Annotated in this window: 20 protein-coding genes and 1 pseudogene; 8 read left to right on the forward strand and 13 right to left on the reverse strand. The window is 60.4% G+C overall.

Annotated features, from left to right (window positions below; translation table 11 throughout):
* Positions 1 to 9 precede the first annotated feature (9 nt).
* From BN1115_RS14240 to BN1115_RS14275, 8 genes are all read right to left on the reverse strand, one after another.
* Positions 10 to 1161 (reverse strand): homogentisate 1,2-dioxygenase, encoded by a 1152-nt coding sequence (locus BN1115_RS14240; RefSeq protein ID WP_042657668.1) that lies wholly within the window; start codon positions 1159 to 1161, stop codon positions 10 to 12.
* Positions 1154 to 2305 carry a 4-hydroxyphenylpyruvate dioxygenase gene (gene hppD, locus BN1115_RS14245; protein WP_042657669.1) on the reverse strand — a complete coding sequence of 384 codons (1152 nt, stop codon included), beginning with the start codon at positions 2303 to 2305 and terminating at the stop codon, positions 1154 to 1156. Before hppD ends, BN1115_RS14240 begins: the two co-directional genes overlap by 8 nt.
* A 223-nt stretch (positions 2306 to 2528) precedes the next feature.
* Positions 2529 to 3209 carry an HAD family hydrolase gene (locus BN1115_RS14250; protein WP_042657686.1) on the reverse strand — a complete coding sequence of 227 codons (681 nt, stop codon included), beginning with the start codon at positions 3207 to 3209 and terminating at the stop codon, positions 2529 to 2531.
* Between the two features lie 26 nt (positions 3210 to 3235).
* Positions 3236 to 3895 carry a TIGR01621 family pseudouridine synthase gene (locus tag BN1115_RS14255; RefSeq protein WP_042657670.1) on the reverse strand — a complete coding sequence of 220 codons (660 nt, stop codon included), beginning with the start codon at positions 3893 to 3895 and terminating at the stop codon, positions 3236 to 3238.
* A 194-nt stretch (positions 3896 to 4089) separates the two neighbouring features.
* Positions 4090 to 4782, reverse strand: a complete 693-nt coding sequence (locus tag BN1115_RS14260) for an ABC transporter permease (protein ID WP_042657671.1) — start codon at positions 4780 to 4782, stop codon at positions 4090 to 4092.
* 3 nt (positions 4783 to 4785) lie between these two features.
* Positions 4786 to 5526: an ABC transporter permease gene (locus BN1115_RS14265; protein ID WP_042657672.1), complete on the reverse strand. Its 741-nt coding sequence runs from the start codon at positions 5524 to 5526 to the stop codon at positions 4786 to 4788.
* Positions 5527 to 5712: 186 nt separating this feature from the next.
* On the reverse strand, positions 5713 to 6486 hold the full coding sequence (locus BN1115_RS14270; RefSeq protein ID WP_042657673.1) for an ABC transporter substrate-binding protein: 774 nt from the start codon (positions 6484 to 6486) through the stop codon (positions 5713 to 5715).
* 49 nt (positions 6487 to 6535) lie between these two features.
* On the reverse strand, positions 6536 to 7306 hold the full coding sequence (locus BN1115_RS14275; RefSeq protein ID WP_033138423.1) for an ABC transporter ATP-binding protein: 771 nt from the start codon (positions 7304 to 7306) through the stop codon (positions 6536 to 6538).
* Positions 7307 to 7839: 533 nt separating this feature from the next.
* On the opposite strand from BN1115_RS14275, the gene BN1115_RS14280 reads away from it, so the two are divergent.
* Positions 7840 to 8742 (forward strand): LysO family transporter, encoded by a 903-nt coding sequence (locus tag BN1115_RS14280; protein ID WP_042657687.1) that lies wholly within the window; start codon positions 7840 to 7842, stop codon positions 8740 to 8742.
* Positions 8743 to 8833: 91 nt separating this feature from the next.
* Here the strand turns inward: BN1115_RS14280 and iadA are convergent, their stop codons facing one another.
* Positions 8834 to 9964 (reverse strand): beta-aspartyl-peptidase, encoded by a 1131-nt coding sequence (iadA, locus tag BN1115_RS14285; RefSeq protein ID WP_042657688.1) that lies wholly within the window; start codon positions 9962 to 9964, stop codon positions 8834 to 8836.
* A 176-nt stretch (positions 9965 to 10140) separates the two neighbouring features.
* Here iadA and BN1115_RS14290 point away from each other — a divergent pair, with 176 nt between their 5' ends.
* Complete coding sequence (locus BN1115_RS14290; protein WP_042657674.1) at positions 10141 to 10749, forward strand: acyl carrier protein phosphodiesterase; 609 nt, start codon at positions 10141 to 10143, stop codon at positions 10747 to 10749.
* Positions 10750 to 10805: 56 nt separating this feature from the next.
* On the opposite strand, the gene BN1115_RS14295 is transcribed toward BN1115_RS14290, so the two are convergent.
* Complete coding sequence (locus tag BN1115_RS14295; RefSeq protein WP_042657675.1) at positions 10806 to 11189, reverse strand: DUF2069 domain-containing protein; 384 nt, start codon at positions 11187 to 11189, stop codon at positions 10806 to 10808.
* Positions 11186 to 11536, reverse strand: a complete 351-nt coding sequence (gene arsC, locus BN1115_RS14300) for an arsenate reductase (glutaredoxin) (protein ID WP_042657676.1) — start codon at positions 11534 to 11536, stop codon at positions 11186 to 11188. Before arsC ends, BN1115_RS14295 begins: the two co-directional genes overlap by 4 nt.
* A 60-nt stretch (positions 11537 to 11596) precedes the next feature.
* Between arsC and BN1115_RS14305 the strand changes: the two genes are divergently transcribed.
* On the forward strand, positions 11597 to 12079 hold the full coding sequence (locus tag BN1115_RS14305; RefSeq protein WP_042657677.1) for a TlpA family protein disulfide reductase: 483 nt from the start codon (positions 11597 to 11599) through the stop codon (positions 12077 to 12079).
* A 101-nt stretch (positions 12080 to 12180) separates the two neighbouring features.
* Here the strand turns inward: BN1115_RS14305 and bepA are convergent, their stop codons facing one another.
* A complete protein-coding gene (gene bepA, locus BN1115_RS14310) occupies positions 12181 to 13635 on the reverse strand; it encodes a beta-barrel assembly-enhancing protease (RefSeq protein WP_425248050.1) in 1455 nt (484 codons plus the stop codon).
* 121 nt (positions 13636 to 13756) lie between these two features.
* Here bepA and BN1115_RS14315 point away from each other — a divergent pair, with 121 nt between their 5' ends.
* From BN1115_RS14315 to BN1115_RS14325, 3 genes are read left to right on the forward strand one after another with little or no spacing between them, the layout of a single operon-like run.
* On the forward strand, positions 13757 to 13990 hold the full coding sequence (locus BN1115_RS14315; protein ID WP_042059295.1) for a sulfurtransferase TusA family protein: 234 nt from the start codon (positions 13757 to 13759) through the stop codon (positions 13988 to 13990).
* 25 nt (positions 13991 to 14015) lie between these two features.
* On the forward strand, positions 14016 to 15086 hold the full coding sequence (locus BN1115_RS14320; RefSeq protein WP_042059293.1) for an AI-2E family transporter: 1071 nt from the start codon (positions 14016 to 14018) through the stop codon (positions 15084 to 15086).
* Between the two features lie 48 nt (positions 15087 to 15134).
* Positions 15135 to 15941, forward strand: coding sequence for a MipA/OmpV family protein (locus BN1115_RS14325; RefSeq protein ID WP_042657679.1), 807 nt, complete (start codon positions 15135 to 15137; stop codon positions 15939 to 15941).
* A 97-nt stretch (positions 15942 to 16038) separates the two neighbouring features.
* On the opposite strand, the gene BN1115_RS14330 is transcribed toward BN1115_RS14325, so the two are convergent.
* Positions 16039 to 16839: an alpha/beta fold hydrolase gene (locus BN1115_RS14330; protein WP_042657680.1), complete on the reverse strand. Its 801-nt coding sequence runs from the start codon at positions 16837 to 16839 to the stop codon at positions 16039 to 16041.
* A gap of 128 nt (positions 16840 to 16967) precedes the next feature.
* On the opposite strand from BN1115_RS14330, the gene ppk2 reads away from it, so the two are divergent.
* A complete protein-coding gene (ppk2, locus tag BN1115_RS14335; RefSeq protein ID WP_042059288.1) occupies positions 16968 to 17783 on the forward strand; it encodes a polyphosphate kinase 2 in 816 nt (271 codons plus the stop codon).
* Positions 17784 to 17865: 82 nt separating this feature from the next.
* Positions 17866 to 18020 (forward strand): annotated as a pseudogene (locus BN1115_RS22310) (IS5/IS1182 family transposase); the annotation flags it as partial.

Consider the following 18020-nt stretch of genomic DNA (forward strand, 5'->3'; position numbering starts at 1 on the left):
AGCGATTCCTTATTTGCTGGCAGCAGCGTCCGGGCGCTGCCAGCTGGAGACATACCGGGTGTTCTCGATCCCTTCGCACAGGCTGCCGACGTTTAGCGCATCGCGGGTGTCGAGCATCACCGCCACCTCGTCGGTGAATTTCTTGGCATAGGCCTGCCCTGCCGCAAACGCCTTGGGATGGGGGCCGTGGGTGAAACCGGCAGGGTGGAAGGTGACCATGCCCCGCTCGATATTGTCCCGGCTGAAGAAATCCCCCGCGTGATAAAAGAGCACCTCGTCGTAATCATCATTGCTGTGGTAGAAGGGCACCTTGAGGGCGCCGGGGTCGCTCTCGATGGGGCGCGGCACGAAGGTACAAATCACGAAGCGGCTCGCCACAAAGGTGGAGTGGGCCGACGGCGGCAGATGGTAGCGGTGGCTCATCAGCGGGCGGATATCCCGCCAGTTGAGGCGCACCACGCACAAATCCCCGTGCCAACCTTGCGCATCCAGCGGGTTGAACGGCCAGGTGATGACCGACACCTGATCGTGGCGTTTCACCTGCAGCGACCAGGGGTTCTCATCCTGCTGAGCCAAAAAGCGCGCGTTGATGGCGGGCACATCGAGCGCCGCCGGGTCGAAGATAGCGTGATTGCCCACCAGCCCCTTGTCCGGCAGCTGGTAGCTGTCGTTGGTCGCCTCGATCATCAGGATGAACATGGGCGCGTCGGGTTCGATGCGCCACATGGTGCCACGGGGGATCACCACATAGTCGCCATCACGCAAAGTCAGATGGCCGTAGTCGCAGAAGAACTCGCCGCTCCCCTCGTGGATAAAGAGCAGCTCGTCGCCATCGGCATTGCGCACCAGAAACGGCATCGCCTCGGAGAGCCGCCAGATCCGGTAGCGGCAATGGGGGTTGCTGAGAATGTCGGGGGCCACCCAGGGGGAGAGCGATCTCACCTCCTCTTGCAGGGCATTTAAGTCAAACAGCCGTGGCCGCAGTGGCCCTTCCCAACTGCTCCAGTCGGTGGGGGCATGCTTGTGGTGCATGTGGGTGGCGGGGCCGAAAAAGCCGCTGCGCCCCAGTTCGCGCTCATAGATGGCCTGTTCCGGCAGGTCGGCATGGGCCTGACGGGAGTGGGTTCCCTCCCGGTGGGGAAAGTTAATCCAGTTACGCATCGCTCGCTCCCTCTTTGCGGGCACCTTTCTCATCCTCGCCGCCATCCAGCACGCCGCGGCGGATCTGGTCCAGCTCGATCGATTCAAACAGTGCCTTGAAATTGCCCTCACCAAACCCTTCGTTGCCCTTGCGCTGGATGATCTCGAAGAAGACCGGGCCAATCACGGTGTCGGTGAAGATCTGCAGCAGGATGCCATCCTTGGTGGGGGAGCCGTCGATGAGGATGCGCAGCTCTTTGAGGGCCGCCAGATCCTCCTTATGCCCCTCGACCCGGCTATTCACCTTCTCGTAGTAAGTATCCGGGGTCGGCATAAAGCCGGTACCGCGGCTGCGCAGGGTGCGGATGGTCTGGTAGATATCGCTGGAGGCCATGGCGATGTGCTGGATCCCCTCCCCCTTGTACTGGCGCAGATACTCCTCAATCTGGGACTTGTCATCCGCCGACTCGTTGATGGGGATGCGGATCTTGCCGCAGGGAGCGGTCATGGCGCGTGAATGCAACCCGGTCAGCTTGCCCTCGATATCGAAGTAGCGGATTTCGCGGAAGTTGCCGATCCGCTCGTAGAAGTTGGACCAGACATCCATATTGCCGCGATGGACGTTGTGGGTCAGGTGATCGATCTCGACAAGACCGGCATCCACCTCTACCATCCGGGCCTGCCAGTCGGGGTAGAAGACAAAGTCCACGTCATAGATGGAGCCCTTGTCACCATAGCGGTCGACAAAGGAGAGGGTGCTCTCGCCGATACCGTAGATGGCGGGAATATTGAGCTCCATCGGGCCAATCTTGCCGATAAAGGGCTTTGCCCCCTTGGTGATGGCGAACTGCTGGGCCTTGCCCGCATCGCTCACCCGAAACGCCATGCCGCAGACGCTTGGCCCGTGCAGGCTGGCAAACTGCTCCGCTTGGGAGTGGGGCTCGGCATTGACCACGAAGTTGATATCCCCCTGCCGGTAGAGCCAGCACTGCTTGTGTTTGTGCCTGGCGATCTCGGCAAACCCGAGCGAGACAAACAGGCTCTTGAGGGCGGCAATCCCCTTGGCATCGGGGGCCGTGTACTCGACAAACTCGAAACCGTCCGTTCCTAACGGATTCGAGCTCAGCGGATTGATGGTATGGGTGGCGGAAGAGGTGGCATTCATCGGGCGCTCCTTGCTCTTGATTCGGTTAAAACGGATTGCAGCACCAGTGGTGCGACAAGTGTTAACAACTTGTTTCATTAGAGGCAGGGCGTAGCAGGAAGAGAAGAGGTGGGCCGCAGATAGTTTTTCACAGCTGGCAGCAAAAGATGTAAATGGATTGTGACATTCAAGCCACAACCCTGCGGATCAAAGTGTGACGACCCGCATGGCTGTCAGCTTTGGCTTACAGTTGCCAGTTTTTGACCATCAGATGGGGTAAACGGGCCCGAGCCTTTTGCAGTCGCGTAGGCGTCGGATTGATCAACCACGCCTCTTCCCCCAACCCCAGCAGCGGCAGATCGTGCAGGCTGTCGCTTAAGGCCAGCTCGGCATCGAGGGCGCAGATCTCCGGCAGCAGCTTGTGCTGACCATGGCAATAGAAGCGCGGCATCAGGCCGCCAAAACGGTAGTGCATCTGCGAGCCAATGATCCGATGGGGCAACTGACCGGGCAGTTGCTGATAGAGCTGGGCTCGCACCAGCGCGCAGGGGCTGGCGGAGATCACCCAGCAGCGCCCCCCCTCGTGTTGCAGCAGATCGCGAGCCTGACGAAACAGTCCCGGCCTGGTGCGACAATAGCCACGCACCAGCTTGCGCCACTCCAAGGGGGAGAGCCCCAGGGTGATGGCCCACCAGATAAGGGAGATACCGCGCCGCCGCTGGCTGGGAACAAGATAGACCACCCCCCCCAGCGCAATCACCGGCAACAACAGCAGCGGCCAGATCCGGCGGCGCAGGATATAGCGCAGCAGACCGGCGTGGCTGTCGCCGGGGGCCAGAGTGTCGTCAAAGTCGGCCAGGATCCAGCGCGGAGTGCTCCCGTCAGAGGCATTGGATGCATCACGCTCTTTTGCTGAATGGATCATGGCGTCAGGCTCTCGGCGCATAAACATCAGGGCGCAAGGGCTGCGATGGCGGCCGTGAGCTCGGGGGTGACAAACTCGGCCCCCAGTGAGGGCGGGCAGACAAAGTCGAACGGTTCGCCCGCCAGGGTGAAGCTGAGCCGCCAGGCGTGCAGATAGCCACGCTCGGCTGGCGTACCGCCATAGCGCTCATCCCCGAGAATGGGGGCGCCGATGCTTTTGAGGGCAACCCGGATCTGGTGGGTCTTGCCGGTCTGGGGTTTGATGCGATAGAGCCGCAGCCCCTCGCGCACCGACACCGAATCAAACCAGCTGATGGCGGGGTTTTCCAGCGTGCGCGCCAGCAGCCAGCTGCCGCCACGCCCCTTTTGCATATCCCCTTTTACCCAGCCCTGCTTCTTCTTCGGTTTGCGATCGGAGAGCGCCAGATACTGCTTGCTCACCTCGCGGGCTGCAAAGGCCATGCTCAGCTCGCGATTCGCCTCTGTAGTGCGGGCCAGCAGCACCAGCCCGGAGGTCATCTTGTCGAGCCGGTGCACCGGATAGAGAGTCAGACCCGTATCGGCCTTCACGCGATTGACCAGCCCCGGATTGACCGCCTCACCGTCGCCCTTCTCGTCATGCATGCCGATGCCGGGCTGCTTGTCGATAACCAGGAAAGCGGGATGCTCAAACAATATCCGGTACATAAAACCTCGGGAACTGGGGGATAAGGCACGCAGCCAACAGCTGGCGGCGCTCGGGAGTGCTGCATTCTCCCTGCTCGGCCGCTATTTGGCAAACCGGGTGGGCCGCCGACGAAGATGAAAAAGCCGACGAAAATGAAAAATGGCCCCGCCTGCAACAGGCGGGGCCATTTTCGGTCATCTTGGCAGATCAACCCTTACACATTGCGCGGGCGCAGGTGGGCGTGCCAGCGCGCTTCCCACTTCTTGAACAGCCAGACGATGACAAAGGTGAGCAGCATATAGAGCAGACCCGCGGTCAAAAACGCCTCGAACGGACTGTAGTAGCGGGAGTTGATGATCCGCGCCGCACCAGTCAGATCGACGATGGTGATGATGCCCGCCACCGCCGAACCTTGCAGCATGAAGATCACCTCATTGCTGTAGGCAGGCAGTGCCCGACGAAACGAGTTGGGCAAAATGATCCGGGTCAGGGTCTGCCAGCGGGTCATGCCAAAGGCGTTGGCCGCCTCAATCTGGCCACGCGGCATATTGTGCACCGCCCCGCGCACGATCTCGGCGGTATAGGCGGCGGTATTTAGGGTGAAGGCCAGCAGGGTGCAGAACCAGGCCTCGGAGAAGAGCGACCAGGCGGCACTGTTTTTCAGCCACTCCCACTGGGCGGCGCCGTAGTAGATGATAAAGAGCTGCACCAGCAGCGGGGTGCCACGAAAGAAGTAGATATAGGCCCAGATCGGCCCCTTGATCAGCCAGTTGCGGCTATTGCGCAGGATGCCCATGGGCACCGCCAGCATCAGACCGAGGAGCAGAGAGAGGGCCACCAGCCAGACGGTGGTATAGAGCCCCTCCCAATAGGTGGGCCACTCTTTGAGAATGATTGAGAAATCCATGGCTTACCTCGTCTTTATCGCATAGTGGCGCTCGGCCCACTTGAGCGCCGAGGTGGAGACTGCGGTGAAGATCAGGAAGATCAGCGCCACCGCCATGTAGAAGGTGAAAGGTTGCTGGGTTGAACCCGCCGCCAGCGAGGCTTTGCGCACCATGTCATCAAGGCCGATGATGGAGACCAGCGCGGTGGTTTTCAGCAGCACCAGCCAGTTGTTGCCAAACCCCGGCAGGGCGTGGCGCATCATCTGGGGGAAGAGGATCCGCACAAACACCTGAGTTGCCCGCATGCCAAAGGCGCGTGCGGCCTCCAGCTCGCCCTTGTCCACTGCCAGAATGGCGCCGCGGAAGGTCTCGGTCATGTAGGCGCCGAAGATAAAGCCGATGGTCGCGACACCGGCCACAAAGGGGCTGATATCGATATAGTCCGGGAGCAGGGAGACCCACTCCTGATTGGGATTACTTTCCAGCAACCAGTTGTTGTAAGCCTCGTTGACCCAGCTGCAGATGCCGTTGATCAGCACCTGGCCGCCAAAGAAGAGCAGCATCATCAGCACCAGATCGGGGATGCCGCGAATAATGGTGGTGTAGCCGGTGGCGATGGCCCGGGCCCACTTGTAGGGAGAGAGTTTGGCCAGCGCCCCCAGCATCCCCAGCAGCAAGGCCAGCAGCAGAGAGGCCAGCGCCACTTCCAGGGTGACCCAGGCACCCTCCAGCAGCGAGGCTTCGTATCCTTTCAAATCAAACATGGGCAGCTCCATTGCAATTAATAGGGCCCATTGCTCCACACAGAGAACATGGGCCCCGGGACTACTGGCGAGGTGAGCCGATCGGCCTGTTACTTGTCGTTGAGTAAAACGTCACAAGTCCCCTCACCCTGCCCTCTCCCAAAGGGAGAGGGAACTGCCTTTACTCGCCGTAAACGTCCTCTGGTTTTATTCGCCGTAAACGTCGAAGTCGAAGTACTTGTCGTTGATTTCCTTGTACTTGCCGTTGGCACGCAGCGCCAGAATGGCGGCGTTGAATTTCTCTTTCAGATCCTTGTCAGCCTTGCGCACCGCAATACCGGCACCCTCACCAAACCACTTGGGATCGGTCAGTTTCGGACCAACGAACTCGTAGGCATCGCCCCCTTCCTTCTTCAGCAGACCGTCGGTGATGGCGGCAGAGTCGGCCATCACATAATCGACACGACCGGATTTCAGATCGAGATAGGCTTCGTCAGCCGTGCCGTAACGCTTGATGGTGGCGTTCGGGAAGTTGTCGGTGATGTAGGTATCCATGGAGGTCGCACGTTGCACCGCCACGGTTTTACCATCCATGAAAGCCTTGTCGAGCTTGACGTCAGTGCCCTTCTTGGCGGCGAAGCGGGCCGGAATGTGCTGGTACTTCTGGGTGAAGTCCACCTTCTTCTTGCGCTCTTCGGTGATGTCCATGGTGGCGATGATGGCGTCAAACTTGCGCGACAGCAGCGCCGGAATGATGCCGTCCCAGTCCTGCTTGACCAGGGTGCACTTCACCTTCATCTCTTCGCACAGGGCGTTGGCGATGTCGATATCAAAACCTTTCACCTCGCCACTGGGCTCGGTCCAGGAGAAGGGGGGATAGGCACCCTCAACCCCGATCCGTACCTCTTTCCACTCCTTGGCCATCAGGCTACCGGACGCGAGGGCAGTGACTACGGCAGTCGCCAGCATCAGCTTGTTCATGTATCTCTCCTTGATAAAACAGTTGATTGGGTAACTCGACACTCCGCCATCAATAGATGGAGGAGATGAATTGCTTGAACCGCTCGGATTTGGGATGGGCGAAAATCTCCTTGGGGTTGCCCTCCTCTTCCACCCGCCCCTGATGCAGAAACATCACCTTGTTCGATACATCCCGGGCAAACGACATCTCGTGGGTCACCACCAGCATGGTGCGCCCCTCTTCGGCCAGCTCGCGCATCAGGCCGAGCACCTCCCCCACCAACTCGGGATCCAGCGCTGAGGTGGGTTCGTCAAACAGCATCACCTCGGGCTCCACCGCCAGCGCACGGGCAATGGCTGCTCGCTGCTGCTGACCACCGGAAAGATGGCCGGGATAGTAGTCGCGCCGCTCCCACAGCCCGACCCGGTTGAGCAGATGCTCGGCTCTGGCGATCGCCTCGGCACGGGGCACCTTGAGCACCTGGATCGGCACTTCGATGATGTTCTGCATGATGGTCATGTGTGACCAGAGGTTGAAACTTTGAAACACCATGGCCAGCCGACTGCGGATCCGCTCCACCTGACGCATATCTTGTGGCTGCCGCTCACCGGCCCGGTTGGTTTTCATGGCAATCAGCTCGCCATGGAGCGAGACAGTGCCGGATGAGGGAGTTTCGAGCAGATTGATACAGCGAAGAAAGGTCGACTTCCCCGAGCCTGAGGAGCCGATAAGGGAGATGACATCCCCCTTGTGGGCGGTCATGTCGATGCCCTTGAGCACTTCGTGGGTGCCAAAATATTTGTGCAGATCACGTACTTCCAGTGCGGCAACGTCGCTCATCCATTACAACCTTGTCTGTCCCTAGACGCCGCAGGGGGCGTGACTCAACCATCGTCCATTTAACAAAAAGTTAACCGATGGCAACCTTCAGCGAAAATATCACCCGGATAGTGAAAAAACAATACAGAACGAGGGTCTTCAGGGAATTCGCTCTATTTTTATTCGCTCTTTGCGTATTTTTCAGCACTTTGTTTGCATAAACAGCCGTTTCAATGGCTATTCAGATACCGCCTTTTTATACCCCAATCATATCAGTGGCAAGAGAAAAGCGTGATGTGTGCCAAACCGGCTCCAAAATCGCTTTATGCACCCCCTTGCAGAGCAAAAGATCAGCCCCCCGATCGGATCAACTTGATTTCATTGGTTCACTCGGGCTCGCACAGAACCTTCACAAACAGCCGAGTTGTGGCAAAAAAGTAACAACACCCTCAAAAAAGGGCTGTTTTCGGCCATGAAAGCGAGAGATATGTGACACAGAGCCAATAAGTAATGATAAGGTGGTATTTTTATCAGTTTTTGTGATCGAGGCCTCGATGTTGCTCAATGTGTTGCTGATCCTGTTGCCACTGGCAATCGGCTATCTGGTTCCCCTCTCCTCTGCCCGACTGATCAAGCTGGTCAACCAGAGTCTGGGCAAGATGGTCTACCTCATCCTGTTTCTGATGGGGCTCGGGCTTGCCTATGTGGAGAACCTGGGCAGCAATCTGGCGGTGATCTTCAAGGTCGCCGGGGTGATGCTGGCGGCGATCACGGTCTGTAACCTGCTGGCTCTCTGGTGGCTCGACCAGCGCACGCCGCCGACCCACGAGGCAAACGATGCCAGGATGCCGAGCAAGCTGCATCTGTTGTGGGAGTCGCTGCAGCTCTGTTTTGTGGTGCTCGGCGGCGTGCTGCTCGGGCTGCTGGTGGATCTGCGCGCCCTGCCCATCGACAAGTGGAGCGAGTGGGCCCTGATGCTGCTGCTGTTTCTCATCGGGGTGCAGATGCGCAACTCCGGCATGCGACTGCGGCAGATCCTGCTCAATCCCTGGGGGATGAAGATCGCCTTCACTGTCATCGTCAGCAGTTGGATCGGCAGCCTGCTGGCCGCCCAACTGCTGGGCATGCCCCTGAGCCACGGCCTAGCCCTGAGCTCCAGCTTCGGCTGGTATTCGCTCTCCGGCATTCTGGTGGCCGATAAACTGGGCCCGGTGCTGGGCTCGGCCGCCTTTATCAACGATCTGGGCCGCGAGCTTATCGCCATCCTGATCATTCCGGTCCTGATGCGTCGCCACCCCTCGGCCGCCATCGGTTACGGCGGCGCCACGGCGCTGGACTTCACCCTGCCGGTCATCCAGAAATCGGGGGGCATTCAGGTAGTGCCGGTGGCCATCGTCTCCGGCTTTATCCTGAGCCTGCTCGGCCCCATCCTGATCCTCGGATTTCTGGCGATCTAACTGCATTTGCCCGCAGCCAACACGAAAAAGCCCGACACGACTGTCGGGCTTGTGTTATCCGGGTATACCGCACGCTTGCTTTAGCTATGACTTATCCGCGCCACTGGCCGCCACTCATCACCCGCTCGATAGCGAACGTCCGGGCATGAATCAGCAGCAGATCCGCATCCTGCCCGACCCCGATACGCCCCTTGCTGCCAAGCCCCAGCGCCTGCGCCGGATTGCTCGTCACCGCGGCCAACGCCCTCTCCAACGATACACCGAGCCGGGTCGCGCGCACGCACTGCTGCCACAGGCTGGCAATCTGGCCGCAGCGCATCTCGATAAGCCGCCCTTCGCCATCAAAGCGCGGCAGACTGGCATTGGCATCCGAGCTGAACGTAATGCGCTCGGCAGGCACGCCCGCGGCCAGCAACTCGACCAGCCCATCGGCGGCAACCCGTTCACCATCCTCCAGCAGATCGGGGAAGCTCGAGGTAGTGAGGTCGACCCAGCCCCCCGCCTTGCCCCACTCGATGGCCTCGGCAAAGAGCCAGGGGTTGCGGTTGCAGTGGGTGGGATAGAGCTGGCGCAGCGGGATATCGGTCTCATCGCGCAGTGCTCGCAGGGGGGCCAATGCCCCCTTGCCATCCCCGATATGGAAGAAGCTGACCCCGCTCTTGCCCGCAAGCAGTCCGGCCACCCGCGCCTCGCTGGCAAGCCTGGCCAGCTCGTGGTGGGTCGGCGCACTGGATCTGTGGTCACTGATGGCCACCTCCCCCACCCCCAATACCTCGGGAATGAGGATGATGTCCGACTCCACCGTGCCGGTCAGAGTCTTGACCGGCAGATGGTAGGAGCCGGTATACATAAACGCGCTCACCCCGGCGGCGCGAAACTCCCGCACCTTGCCGAGCTCCTGCGCGGGAGTGCGGGTCAGGCTGTCGGTACCGAGCGCCGCCACCAGGGTGGTGACACCGGCCTTAAGTGCCTCGCATGCCGCGAGTTCCGTGGTGCGAAAGGCAAAGCCCCCCTCACCGCCACCGCCGGTGATATGGGCCAGCGGATCCACCAGCCCGGGCACCAGATAACTGCCACGACCATCGACCCGATTCAGCGGCCAGTTTGCAGGCACCGTCAACCCCTTGCCCATCCAGGCGATGCGGCCATCGGCCACCAGCAGATCCTGCTGGCCAAGGTGGGTGGGGCTGAAAATCTCGGCCCCCTCGATCAGGGTCAACATCATGGCTACTCCTTCTCTCAATCCGGTGAAATGTCGCGAGGCAAAACCCTATTTACCCACTATTGGCGGCCCGGTGAAAGCCCTTCCTGCCGATCACAATGTCATGGCAGCCATAGGCAAGGGGAAGCGGATCCGCTAGGCTCAGCGGCACTGTCCCTCTGCGAAGCGACTTTTCCATGAATTTTCTGGCCCATCTCCATCTGGCGGCCCACACCCGAAGCTCCCTCACCGGCAACCTGCTGGGGGATTTTATCAAGGGGCCGCTGCCCACCGCTCTTGCGGCCCACTTCGATGAGGGGATCTGGCTGCACCGCAAAATCGACGCCTTCACCGACAGCCACCCCGAGCACAAGACGGCCGTTGCCAGCTTCGAAGCCCCCTGGCGCCGCTTTGGCGGCATTGTGGTGGATATGATCTACGACCACTGGCTGAGCCAGCACTGGGGGCGGTTCAGCACCGAGCCCCTGCCCGACTTTTTATCGCAGAGCTACCGCCAACTATTGGCGGATCACCCACATCTGCCGGATGGACTGCCGCTCCCCCTCAAGCGGATGGCCGAACAGAACTGGATCGCCTCCTACCGCCACAGGGAGGGGCTGGGGCAAGCGCTTAACGGCATCGGCCGCCGACTGCGCCGCCCGGTACCGCTGGGAGAGGCGCTGCTGACCCTCGATGAGGCGCAGTGGCAAACATGCGAGGCGGGATTTTTGCGTTTCTATCCCCAGCTGATGGATTTTAGCCAGCAGCAGCTGGCCCAATATCGGGCAGCGCAAGGGGCACAGTGATCCCCGCGGATAGTTCTGCTTCCCCATAAAAAACGCCCCTTGCGGGGCGTTTGTCATCAGTTGGTTTCATCTTTCTTCTTGCGAATGCTTAAGCCCAGTTCCCGGCCACGCAGTCGGGCGTAATAGATGGTGCCGACAAAGGCAAGAGTGGTGAACAGCAGCTCCACCACCGCCAGCCATCGCTCCCCCTCATCCGTGGTGATCAGGGTGAGGGCGTGCAGGAAATAGGGCATCAACACGAAGTTGCCCCAGGCGTGGGTGTAGGGGTTGCCCTGCACTATCCCCTTGAGCGGGAAGAGCAGCGGCACCGTCCAGATCACCGGCAGCAGCCAGGGGTTGAGGTCCGGGTGGGGTGACAGCCACAGATGCCAGAGGATGACCCAGCCCAACAGGCCGAAGAAGCCGACCAGGGTCAGCCAACGTGCGAAGCGGGTGCTCACTTGAGGATCTCCAGCACCTGCTCCGGCGGGCGACCAATACGGGCCTGACCATTCTTGATGACAATGGGGCGCTCGATCAGCTTGGGATGCTGGTGCATGGCACGAATGAGGGCATCACCGCTGACATCGGCCAATCCCAGCTCTTTGTAGAGATCCTCCTTGGTGCGCATCAGCTGGCGCGGATCGCTAAAACCGAGCAGAGAGAGCAGGTTGCGGATCTCATCTTCGCTCGGGGCCTGCTCCAGATAGAGCACCACATCAGGGGCGATCCCGTGCTGTTCCAGCAGGGCCAGGGTTTCGCGACTCTTGGAGCAGCGCGGATTGTGGTAGATTTGGGTCTCGCTCATGGTAACTCCCTGATTAATCGCAAGATGGGACTAGAAACGGCGCTATTGTAGGGGAAAGTGATGGTCAGGGTAAGCGGCAGTGGAAAGGAATTGAAACGAATTTGTTGGCTGATTGTGGCTGGCCTGCTGGGCGCCTGTACGCCCGCCGCCGAATTTACCGATGCAACAGGGCAGTCATTCAGCCTGCGCCACTTTGCCGGCAAGCCGCTCCTGGTCAACTACTTCGCCCCCTGGTGCGCTCCCTGTCTGCGGGAGATGCCGCGCCTCAACGCGCTGGCGGAGGAGGGCGAGATCGCTGTGGTGGCGATCAACTACGACCCGATGACCCCGGCAGAGCTGGGGCAACTGGCAACCCGATATGAGATCAAGGTGCCGCTGCTGATCGCCAATACGGTGGCCAGCCTCCCCTTCCCGCGCCCGGGCGCCCTGCCTACCAGCTATCTGCTCGACAGTGAGGGCAAGCTCAAGCAAACGCTGATCGGTGAACTGGACCCGTCGAACATCGAGATGCTCAAGGCGGCCGGCAGCAGCGTGAGTCACTAGCCCATCGCAGCTATCACTGTTACCCACATCAACACTACCGCCATAAACAGCAAGGGCGCACCGTGGTGCGCCCTTGTTGGATTGGCCAATGCCAGCTGTCGTTAGCCCTTGAGGCTGTCGAGATCCTTCTTGGCGCGTTCCAGCTCGGTGATGCGCGCCTCCAGACGAGCCAGAGTCATCCGGTCGCTGGTGGTGCCGCGCGCCACGATCAGCTCGTCGATGGCCGCCTGATAATCCCCGCGCAGCGAGAGCATCTCGGCCCGCGCCATATGCAGCTCGGTCATCCGGCCCGCCTTGCGATAGGCATCGGCCAGCAGGTTCCAAGCCAGATTGTTCTCTTCATGCTCGCGGGCATAGGGGTCGAGAATGGCGATGGACTTCTTGTAGTTGCCGCTCTCGAGGTAGGCGTTGCCGAGGTTGACCACCACCACTTCGTTGTCCGGCATCCGGCTGCGGAACTTCTCGAGGCGAGCGATGGCCTGGGCACTGCGCCCCTTGGCCAGATCGATGTCGGTCTGGGCATCGACGATAAAGAGATCTTCCGGATGACGGGCCGCCAGCTCCTGCATCAGGGTATCCGCTTCGTCGGTGCGCTTGAGCTGGATCAGCGCCAGCGCCTTGCCATAGATGGCGGCATCCTTGAGCGGGTAATCCCCCTTCTGGATCCGGGTATCGAAGTAGCTCAGCAACCCTTGCGGAGTATCGGTGCCAAAACGCACCTGAATACGCACCTTGGCCAGCCAGAAGTCGAGGCTGGGCGGCAAGTCGCGGCGGCCATAACTGCCTGCACGAGCACGGGCTTCGCTGATCCGGGTCTCCGGCAGCGGGTGAGTGAGCAACATTTCCGGCGGCTTGCTGGCGTAACGGTACTCGGCAGCCAGTTTCTGGAAGAAGTTGGCCATCCCCATGGGATCGAAACCGGCATCATAGAGAGTCTTCATACCGATGCGATCCGCTTCATATTCGTTGTCGCGGGTGTAGTTGATGGCAGACTGCATGGAGAGGCCCAGCGTGGTCTGCAGCGCGGCGATACCGGCGGTCGGGTTGATCACCGCCAGCGCAATGGAGCCCACCAGACCGGCCAGGGTCACTGCCGAGCTGCTCGCCTGCGCCTCCATGTAACGGGCGATATGGCGCTGGGTCACGTGAGTGATTTCGTGAGCCAGCACCGAGGCCAGCTCGCTCTCGCTGTCGGCGTAGAGGAACAGGCCGGTGTGCACCTTGACCCGCCCACCGAGGAAGGCGGCCGCGTTAATGGTGGGATCATTGATGAGGAAGAAGGTAAACGGGAAACGCACCCCATCTGCGTTGGTCAGCAGTCGCTGACCCAGATCGTCGATGTACTGGCTCAGCACCGGATCATCGATGATCGGCAGGCCCGCGCGGGCAAAGCGCATAAAGGCGTTGCCGTAACGCACCTCCTGCTCGATAGGCAGGGCCGCCACCCCGGCCGTGCCGATGTCGGGAAGCTGGTTGTTGGCCTCGGCATGAAACGTGGCGCCCATCAGGGAAGCCAGCAGGGGAAGCGATGCCATCAGGGGGGAAAAGCGTGCCACGTTATCTCTATCTCCATCAGAAAGGGCCTCGGCAGAATACCCTTGCCCATCAAGGGCTACAAGCGTTGTTTCACGCTCTTATCACGGCCATAATAGCGGCCACCTGCCTGATGGAGTCCCCATGGAAGTTCTCGACCTGACCCCCTGGCGTTGCCCCGAGCCGCTGATCCGGCTCAAGCTCTGGTTGCGGGAGGCCAAAAGCGGTCAAACCGTCACCATCCGGCTGGCCGATGCGGGCTCCCGGCAGGATATTCCGGCCTATCTGCACCGTCAGGGCCACCATGTCGAGATGCAGCAACAACCGGACAATACCCTCTCTTTGCAGTTGGTTGTCGGGGCGAAACAGCCATCTTGAGCCCCAGTGATGTAAGGATGCAGTCATGTTAGAAGTATTGAAGCGCTGGTATCAGACCCGTTTTTCCGATCCCGATGCCGTTACCCTTTTCCTGTTGCTGGTGTTCTGCTTCACCATCATCTGGCTGTTTGGCGATCTGCTGGCCCCGCTGCTGGTGGCGCTGGTAATGGCCTATCTGCTGGAGTGGCCGGTCGCCCGGCTGCAAAAAGCGGGGCTGTCGCGCACCCTGGCCACCAGCGTCATTCTGATCCTCTTTATTGCAGTGGCGGTGGCCTCCTTGCTGGGTCTTATCCCGACGCTGGTGAGTCAGGGGATCAATCTGGCCAAAGAGGCGCCCGCCATGCTGACTCACGCTCAGGATTATGTGCGCACCCTGCCGGACAAATACCCCGAGCTGATTGATGTCAGTCTGGTGGAGACCGTCATCGACAATATTCGCCAGCGCATTCTCAGTGGCGGCGAACATCTGGTGAGCGCCTCCCTCAGCTCGCTGGTCAACGTGGTGGCCATCATGATCTACCTCATTCTGGTGCCGCTGATGGTCTTCTTCATGCTCAAGGACAAGCGGGTACTGATGGGCAGCCTGCGCCGCTTCCTGCCGCGCAACCGCACCCTGGTCAACCGGGTGTGGGTCGAGATGAACAACCAGATCATCAACTACATCCGCGGCAAGGTGATCGAGATCCTGATCGTCGGTATCGCCACCTATGTTCCTTTCGCCCTGATGGGGCTGCGCTACTCGGTGCTGCTGGCGGTCGCGGTCGGCTTCTCGGTGCTGATCCCTTATATCGGCGCTGCCGTAGTGACCGTGCCGGTGGCCATGGTCGCCCTGTTCCAGTGGGGACTCACCCCAGAGTTTGCCTGGCTGATGGTGGCCTATCTGGTCATTCAGGCCCTCGATGGCAACCTGCTGGTGCCGGTGCTCTTCTCGGAAGCGGTCAACCTCCATCCGGTGGCCATCATCATCGCCGTGCTGGTGTTTGGCGGCTTGTGGGGATTCTGGGGGGTCTTCTTCGCCATTCCCCTCGCCACCCTGGTCAAGGCGGTGATCAATGCCTGGCCAAAACGGGAAGACAATGCACATGCCGTCAAATAACCGGCCACTGCGGCCACACCTTCAGCCACTGACCCCCAGAGAGCGCTTATGACCCTTTCACGTCGCACCACCCTTGGCGGGCTAATGGCCCTGCTGCTTGCCACCGTGACCCCGGTACAGGCCGAGATCGATCTCGGCTCGGTCGATATGCTGGCCAGTGACAGCCCCACCAGTCCGGTGCCACAAGGGCTGGTGGTGGGCGCAACCCTGATCGGGGGGCAGGCCCGCTACGAAGCGCAGGACAACGCCGTCTACGCCATCCCCGGCTTTATCTACTTCGGCGACGACTTGATGTTTCTGGGCGATCGGGCCCGCTACTACTTCCACAAGGATGAGAACGTCGCCCTCTACGGCTATGGCCGGGTCCGTTTTGGCAATCTGGATCCCGAGGACTCGCCCGCCTTCAGCGGCATGGAGCAGCGTGAGTGGCAGCTGGAAGGGGGAATTGGCGGCAACATCGTCACCCCTTACGCCCTGCTGACCATCCGCGCCAACAGTGATGTCACTGGCCGCAGCAAGGGACAGGAGCTGCTCCTGTGGGCCGATTTCCCCATCCTGCGCGACAACCTGCTAATCATGCCCGGCATGGGGCTGATGCTGCGCAGCGACAAGATGGCCAACTACTACTTCGGCGGCATCTCCGAGAGTGAAGCGACCGCCCAGCGGCCCGCCTGGGATACCGGTACCACCCTCTCCCCGATGGCGGCCCTGATCACCAGCTACCGCTTCACGCCCAACTGGATTGGCATGTTTGCCATGAACTACGAATGGTATGATCGGGACATCAAAAACAGTCCCATCGTCCAGCACGATGGCGAACTCTATGCAGGCTTTGCGCTGGGTTATATCTGGTAACGCAATGTCAGCTGACAGGCGCATCGATAGGTTTCGGCCCAATCATCAAACGCAACAAGGGAGCCAATGGCTCCCTTGTTTATAACTTGCGTCTGGCTTACAGCGCAGCCAGAAACTCACCGAGCGCCTGATTGACGGATGCGGGGTTCTCCATTGAAGAGATGTGACCGGCCGCCGGGATCTCCTTGAACGGGCAACCCAGTACCTCTGCCATCAGATAGCCCTCCAGCACCGGACGGGCCTTGTCCTCGCAGCCGGTCATCACCAGCGCGGGAACGGTGATTTCCTCCATCCATTCGATGCGATCTTCGCGAGTGACAAAGCTGCGCCCCACTGCCACCATGGCGGCGATCTTGTCGCTTGGCCAGCTGGCCAGCCGCGCCTTGAACTCGGCCAGCAAGGCGGCATCGGGCTGGTTGGCAAAGAAGATGGGCGCAACCTGTTCAATGATGGGCGCCGGAATGGAACCAAGCTGCTCGATCGCAGCGAGCATGCCAAGGTAGCGTTCGCAGGTGATCTGCGGCTCGAGGCCGACAAAGCTGTCCATCAGCACCAGACCCTTGATACGGTCTGGCGCCATGTGCGCCAGCTCAACGCCCCACATGCCGCCGATGGAGAGACCCACCAGCACGCACTCCTCAATGCCGAGGGCATCGAGCAATGCCAGATGATCGCGCGCCAGAGTGGCCAGGGTGCAGCCACCGTCGGGGAGCAGGTCGGAATCACCGTGGCCCCACAGCTCGGGGACGATGCAGCGATAGCTGCCCTTGAGCGCGGCGATTTGCGGCGCCCACATGGCGCTGTCCCACAGATAGCTGTGGCCAAACAGCAGCACCGGGCCCGGCCCTTCGTCCAGATAGGCCATCCGGCGGCCCGCTATCTCCATAAAATGCTTCATGTTATCTCCTGTTGCCAGCGATGGGCGGGCAGTGTATCACGTCACCCTTGGCAGGGGACGCCTCCCTGGTGCAAGCTGGCAGTGACTCAAAGAAGTCACCCATGAAAGGATGCCAAAAGGAGAAGTGCATGGCGAAGGAGAAGATCAAGAAGCGGCCACGTCTGGACAAACAGTGCTACGAGCACCATCTCGCCCATCTGCAGGAGGAGCTGGTCAAGCTGCAGGAGTGGGTCAAGCAGGAGGGACTGAAGGTGGTGGTGCTGTTCGAGGGACGGGACGCCGCCGGTAAAGGGGGCGTCATCAAGGCGATCACCGAACCGCTCAACCCGCGGGTCTGCCGGGTCACGGCGCTGCCCGCCCCCTCCGATAGGGAGCGCTCCCAGTGGTACTTTCAGCGTTATGTTGCCCACCTGCCCGCCGCCGGTGAGATGGTGCTGTTTGACCGCTCCTGGTACAACCGGGCCGGAGTCGAGCGGGTGATGGGATTTTGCAGCGATGCCGAGTATCGCGAGTTTCTGCGCGCCTGCCCCGAGTTCGAGCGGATGCTGATCCGCTCCGGCATCACGGTGATCAAATACTGGTTCTCGGTCAGCGACGAAGAGCAGGAGAAGCGCTTCAAGGAGCGGATAAATACTCCCATCAAGCGCTGGAAGTTCAGCCCGATGGACTTGCAATCCCGCTCCCGCTGGGTCGAATACTCCCGCGCCAAGGATGACATGTTCACCTACACCGACACCGAGGATTGCCCCTGGTTCGTGGTGGAGGCAGACGACAAGCGCCGTGCCCGTCTCAACTGCATCGCTCATCTGCTGGGCAAGGTGCCCTACGAGGCGATCCACTACGAGCCCATCAAGCTCCCCCCCATCAAGACCGAAGGGTATGAGCGCCCACCGCTGACCAGTCAGACCTTTGTACCCGATATTACCGCCGACCTCGAAGCCTGAGCCCTGTCACCTAGGGAAGGTGCGAACAAGTCCCTGATATGAGATCATGTTTGTCATCTGGAGCCATGGAACAGGGTTCATCATGAGTCATCAACTTACCTTCGCCGACAGTGAATTCAGCAGTAAGCGCCGTCAGACCAGAAAAGAGATTTTCTTGTCCCGCATGGAGCAGATTCTGCCATGGCAAAACATGGTGGAAGTCATCGAGCCGTTTTATCCCAAGGCTGGTAATGGCCG

Origin of the sequence: Aeromonas allosaccharophila (assembly GCF_000819685.1) — a bacterium.
GTDB classification, from domain to species: Bacteria; Pseudomonadota; Gammaproteobacteria; order Enterobacterales; family Aeromonadaceae; genus Aeromonas; species Aeromonas allosaccharophila.

Bases quoted from the DNA above. Each gene is read 5' to 3' on its own strand.
- BN1115_RS14240 (WP_042657668.1), bottom strand. From the start codon at position 1,161: ATGCGTAACTGGATTAACTTTCCCCACCGGGAGGGAACCCACTCCCGT.
- BN1115_RS14320 (WP_042059293.1), top strand. From the start codon at position 14,016: ATGTTAGAAGTATTGAAGCGCTGGTATCAGACCCGTTTTTCCGATCCC.
- BN1115_RS14250 (WP_042657686.1), bottom strand. From the start codon at position 3,209: ATGATCCATTCAGCAAAAGAGCGTGATGCATCCAATGCCTCTGACGGG.
- BN1115_RS14265 (WP_042657672.1), bottom strand. From the start codon at position 5,526: ATGTTTGATTTGAAAGGATACGAAGCCTCGCTGCTGGAGGGTGCCTGG.
- BN1115_RS14305 (WP_042657677.1), top strand. From the start codon at position 11,597: ATGGTCAGGGTAAGCGGCAGTGGAAAGGAATTGAAACGAATTTGTTGG.
- ppk2 (WP_042059288.1), top strand. From the start codon at position 16,968: ATGGCGAAGGAGAAGATCAAGAAGCGGCCACGTCTGGACAAACAGTGC.
- BN1115_RS14315 (WP_042059295.1), top strand. From the start codon at position 13,757: ATGGAAGTTCTCGACCTGACCCCCTGGCGTTGCCCCGAGCCGCTGATC.
- BN1115_RS14270 (WP_042657673.1), bottom strand. From the start codon at position 6,486: ATGAACAAGCTGATGCTGGCGACTGCCGTAGTCACTGCCCTCGCGTCC.
- BN1115_RS14290 (WP_042657674.1), top strand. From the start codon at position 10,141: ATGAATTTTCTGGCCCATCTCCATCTGGCGGCCCACACCCGAAGCTCC.
- BN1115_RS14330 (WP_042657680.1), bottom strand. From the start codon at position 16,839: ATGAAGCATTTTATGGAGATAGCGGGCCGCCGGATGGCCTATCTGGAC.
- hppD (WP_042657669.1), bottom strand. From the start codon at position 2,305: ATGAATGCCACCTCTTCCGCCACCCATACCATCAATCCGCTGAGCTCG.
- arsC (WP_042657676.1), bottom strand. From the start codon at position 11,536: ATGAGCGAGACCCAAATCTACCACAATCCGCGCTGCTCCAAGAGTCGC.
- BN1115_RS14280 (WP_042657687.1), top strand. From the start codon at position 7,840: ATGTTGCTCAATGTGTTGCTGATCCTGTTGCCACTGGCAATCGGCTAT.
- BN1115_RS14255 (WP_042657670.1), bottom strand. From the start codon at position 3,895: ATGTACCGGATATTGTTTGAGCATCCCGCTTTCCTGGTTATCGACAAG.
- iadA (WP_042657688.1), bottom strand. From the start codon at position 9,964: ATGTTGACCCTGATCGAGGGGGCCGAGATTTTCAGCCCCACCCACCTT.
- BN1115_RS14325 (WP_042657679.1), top strand. From the start codon at position 15,135: ATGACCCTTTCACGTCGCACCACCCTTGGCGGGCTAATGGCCCTGCTG.
- BN1115_RS14260 (WP_042657671.1), bottom strand. From the start codon at position 4,782: ATGGATTTCTCAATCATTCTCAAAGAGTGGCCCACCTATTGGGAGGGG.
- BN1115_RS14275 (WP_033138423.1), bottom strand. From the start codon at position 7,306: ATGAGCGACGTTGCCGCACTGGAAGTACGTGATCTGCACAAATATTTT.